General features: G+C 70.8%; 5 protein-coding genes. All 5 read right to left on the reverse strand.

The window, feature by feature from the left end; translation table 11 throughout:
• Nucleotides 1-387: methylene-tetrahydromethanopterin dehydrogenase N-terminal domain-containing protein (locus ABNT58_RS25535; RefSeq protein WP_348756190.1), on the reverse strand; the 387-nt coding region annotated here is incomplete at its 3' end.
• 45 nt (nucleotides 388-432) lie between these two features.
• Nucleotides 433-1,479 carry a beta-ribofuranosylaminobenzene 5'-phosphate synthase family protein gene (locus ABNT58_RS25540; protein WP_348756191.1) on the reverse strand — a complete coding sequence of 349 codons (1,047 nt, stop codon included), beginning with the start codon at nucleotides 1,477-1,479 and terminating at the stop codon, nucleotides 433-435.
• Between the two features lie 125 nt (nucleotides 1,480-1,604).
• Entirely contained in the window at nucleotides 1,605-1,970 is a 366-nt protein-coding gene (locus ABNT58_RS25545) for a 4a-hydroxytetrahydrobiopterin dehydratase (RefSeq protein ID WP_348756192.1), read from the reverse strand.
• Nucleotides 1,971-2,021: 51 nt separating this feature from the next.
• Entirely contained in the window at nucleotides 2,022-2,276 is a 255-nt protein-coding gene (locus ABNT58_RS25550) for a formate dehydrogenase subunit delta (protein WP_348756193.1), read from the reverse strand.
• 10 nt (nucleotides 2,277-2,286) lie between these two features.
• A partial coding sequence (locus ABNT58_RS25555) for a molybdopterin-dependent oxidoreductase (protein WP_348756194.1) occupies nucleotides 2,287-3,918 on the reverse strand: 1,632 nt, incomplete at its 5' end.

Genomic DNA, 3,918 nt, shown 5'->3' on the forward strand with positions numbered 1-3,918 from the left:
CACCACGCGCAGGCCGTCCAGCTTGCAGCCGTGCTGGGCCATCAGCTGGCCTTCCACGCAGGCCACCATCGCGGCGGCGGTGGTGTAGGCGCCGCTGGGGTCGGCCATCAGCGACACGATGAAGGGCTTGACCATGCTGGCCTGGGCGCGCTCCAGCATGTCGGCGGCCAGCAGCGCATCACGCCCGCCGATGAAGATGCCGGTGCGGCTGACGCCCTTGGGCCCGCGCGAGAAGATGGTGTCCTGCGTCAGGTTGCGCACCGCGTCCAGGCCCACCTCGGCATACGGCACCACCAGCTGGTAGCCGGCATCGGCCGCCATGTTGATGTCGAACGGGCTCATCTGCTTGCCCGGCGTGAACATGTGGAGGATGTAGGGACGGTCCATCGCGGGCTTCTCTCGTGTTCGGTGGGTGGGGCGGGCAAGGCGGCTTCAGCGCCCGCGGGTATCGGCCAGGGTGGCGCCATGCGCGCGCGCGGCCACGCTGCGCAGCCGCAGGCCGGGCGGCAGCAGGCCGGCGGTGGCGGCGGCGGTGGCCAGCGCATCGGCCTGCGCGGCGCTGGCCACGATGGCAAAGCCGGTAGGGCCCCAGGAGCTCTGGCCCACGGCCACGGCGCCGGGCGCCAGCCGCTGCAGGCCTTGCATCAGCCGGCCGATGGCCGGGCTGGTGTAGCAGCCGCCCTGGGCCGGTGCAAAGTGCTCGCCGAGCACCTGCTGCACACGGTTGATGCCGGCGGCAAAGCCGGGCAGGTCGGCGGTGGCGGCGCCGGGCAGCACCCGCATCAGCACCTGGTGGCAGATGTCGGCGGCCAGCGCCTGCGGCAGCGGCGACAGCGTGGCGATGGCCTGCTTCTCGCGCTGGCCCGACAGGCCGTGCAGCGTGTCGTCCTGCGCCACCAGCACACGCCAGGCGGCGGGCAGCGGCAGGCGGGCCAGCAGCGGCGCGGGCCGGCCGTCGGGGCCGGGGCCGCCATCCACCAGCAGGCCGCCCTGGTCGAAGCCGGCGATGCCCACGCCCGAGCGCAGGCCACGGCCCAGCCAGTGCGCCAGCGTGGGCGTGTCCACCGCCAGGCCATGCCAGTGCGCAAAGGCCCGGCCCACCGCCAGCGCCAACTGGGTGCCCGAGCCGAAACCGGCATGCGCCGGCAGCACGTCCAGCAACTGCAGACGCAGGGGCTCATGGCGGCCGCTGTGGCGGCGCAGCGCGGCCAGGTGGCGGGCGGCACGTTCCAGCTCCGCCTCGGCGGCCGGGGTGGCGGCCAGCAGCTCGTCGGTGCGTCCGCCGGGCAAGGCCGACACCGCCACCGCGGTCTCGAAGCCGTCGATCACCAGCCCGATGCTGCCGAAGGCCCGGCCCAGCGTGGCCGCGGGGTCGAGGAAACCCAGGTGCAGCCGCCCCGGCGCCCGCAGCGTGACGGTGCCGCTGCGCAGCGGCGATACGCCGGTGCCAGCGCCTCGGGTGGGGGTACAGGTGGACATCGCCGCCATCGCAAGCAAACCCCGTTCCCCCAAGGGTCAACCCGGGGTCATGCCCGGGCGCAGCCCGAGGCGCCCGCCCGGGCTGTGCCGGGGCGGGGACAGACTGTCATCCCGGCGAGGGGCTGTCAGTCGTACTTGAGGTACTTGAAGCGCGGGTCGTCGGGCGTGCCTTCCAGCGCGGCGCCGGGCTCGGTGCCGGGCTGCCACATCAGCACCTCCTCGATCTTGCGCGCCAGCGCGAAGTCCTTGTCGGTGATGCCCTTGGCCGAATGCGTCATCAGCTTGACGGTGACGAAGGCGTAGCTCACCGACAGGTCGGGGTGGTGCCAGGCGGCCTCCGCCAGATGGCCGACGGTGTTGACCACCATCAGCGTGGCCTTCCAGCCGCTGGTCTTGTATTTGCGGCGAATCCAGCCGCCTTCCAGCGTCCAATGCGGCAGCACCTGTGCCAGCCGCGCACTCACCTGCTCGTCGGTGTAGACGGTGTCCATCCAGGCAACCCTCCGTTTGCAACAGAAGGTGGGATGGTGCAACGGACACGATCACCCCGCTGACGCGGTGGCGGATTCCAGCACGTGGGGATGGGTGCTCAGCGCCTCCCGCACGATGGGTGCGACCGGGTGCTCGGCCAGCGCCGCCTCGTCGGCCAGGTGGGCGCGCAGCGCGCGGCGCATGCGCGGCTCCCAGAAGCGGTGGATGTGCAACGCAATGCCCTCCAGCGCCTCGGGCCGGTCGGGCATGGCCTCGAAGAACTGGCCGATGCGGTTGGCCATGCGCACTAGGTTGTCTGCATGCATGCTTGCCCCCTTACTTGCCCACCACCGCGGTGGCGTCGGCCGGCTGGCACTGCTGCAGCAGCTCGTTCTGCACCTGGTTGAAGCGGCTGTACGACTGCTGCCACTCCGAGGGCTGGGCCACCGGCATCACCTGCACCGCGGTCACCTTGTACTCGGGGCAGTTGGTGGCCCAGTCGGAGCTGTCGGTGGTGATGACGTTGGCGCCCGACTCCGGGAAGTGGAAGGTTGTATAGACAACCCCGGGCTGCATGCGCTCGCTGATGACCGCGCGCAGCACGGTTTCGCCAGCGCGGCTCTGCACGCCCACCCAGTCGCCGTGGCGGATGCCCCGGTCCTCTGCATCCACCGGGTGCAGCTCCAGCCGGTCTTCGCTGTGCCAGCGGTTGTTGTCGGTGCGGCGCGTCTGCGCGCCCACGTTGTACTGCGACAGGATGCGCCCGGTGGTCAGCAGCAGCGGGAAGCGGCGCGTCACCTTCTCGTCGGTGGCCACGTACTGCGTGATGATGAAGCGGCCCTTGCCGCGCACGAACTGGTCAATGTGCATGATCGGCGTGCCTTCGGGCGCGTCGTCGTTGCAGGGCCACTGCACGCTGCCCAGCTCGTCGAGCTTGCGGTAGGTGACGCCGCGGAAGGTGGGCGTCAGCGCCGCGATCTCGGCCATGATCTCCTCGGGGTGGGCGTAGTTCATCGGGTAGCCCAGCGCGTTGGACAGCAGCTGCGTCACCTCCCAGTCGGCGTACACGGCCTTGGGCGGCATCACCTTGCGCACGCGGCTGATGCGCCGCTCGGCATTGGTGAAGGTACCGTCCTTTTCCAGGAACGAAGAGCCGGGCAGGAACACATGCGCGTACTTGGCCGTCTCGTTCAAGAACAGGTCCTGCACCACGATGCATTCCATCGCCATCATCGCGGCGGCCACATGCTGGGTGTTGGGGTCGGACTGCACGATGTCCTCGCCCTCGCAGTACAGGCCCTTGAAGCTGCCCGACAGCGCCGCCTCGAACATGTTGGGAATGCGCAGCCCCGGCTCTGGCTGGATGGGCACGCCCCAGGCGTCTTCGAACTGGGTGCGGGTGGCCAGGTCGCTGACGTGGCGGTAGCCCGGCAGCTCATGCGGGAACGAGCCCATGTCGCACGAGCCCTGCACGTTGTTCTGGCCGCGCAGCGGGTTCACGCCCACGCCCTCACGGCCGACGTTGCCGGTGGCCATGGCCAGGTTGGCAATGGCCATCACCGCGGTGGAGCCCTGGCTGTGCTCGGTCACGCCCAGGCCGTAGTAGATGGCGCCGTTGCCCGCGCCGGCATACAGCCGCGCCGCGCCGCGCAGGTCGGCCGCCGGCACGCCGGTGGTGGCCTCGGTGGCTTCGGGCGAATGCTCGGGCCGGGCCACGAAGTCCATCCATTCGCCAAAGGACTTGGCGTCGCAGCGCTCGGCGATGTAGTCACGCGCCAGCAGCCCTTCGGTGACGATGACGTGGGCCAGCGCGGTGAGCACGGCCACGTTGGTGCCGGGGCGCAGCGGCAGGTGGAAGGCGGCCTGGATGTGCGGCGACTTCACCAGGTCGATGCGGCGCGGGTCGATGACGATGAGCTGCGCGCCTTCACGCAGCCGCTTCTTCAGCCGGGAGGCGAACACCGGGTG

Origin of the sequence: uncultured Aquincola sp. (genome assembly GCF_964001545.1) — a bacterium.
In the GTDB taxonomy this organism is placed as follows: Bacteria; Pseudomonadota; Gammaproteobacteria; order Burkholderiales; family Burkholderiaceae_C; genus Aquincola.

Coding starts and splice junctions, on each gene's coding strand:
- ABNT58_RS25540 (WP_348756191.1), bottom strand. CDS start 1,479: ATGTCCACCTGTACCCCCACCCGAGGCGCTGGCACCGGCGTATCGCCG.
- ABNT58_RS25545 (WP_348756192.1), bottom strand. CDS start 1,970: ATGGACACCGTCTACACCGACGAGCAGGTGAGTGCGCGGCTGGCACAG.
- ABNT58_RS25550 (WP_348756193.1), bottom strand. CDS start 2,276: ATGCATGCAGACAACCTAGTGCGCATGGCCAACCGCATCGGCCAGTTC.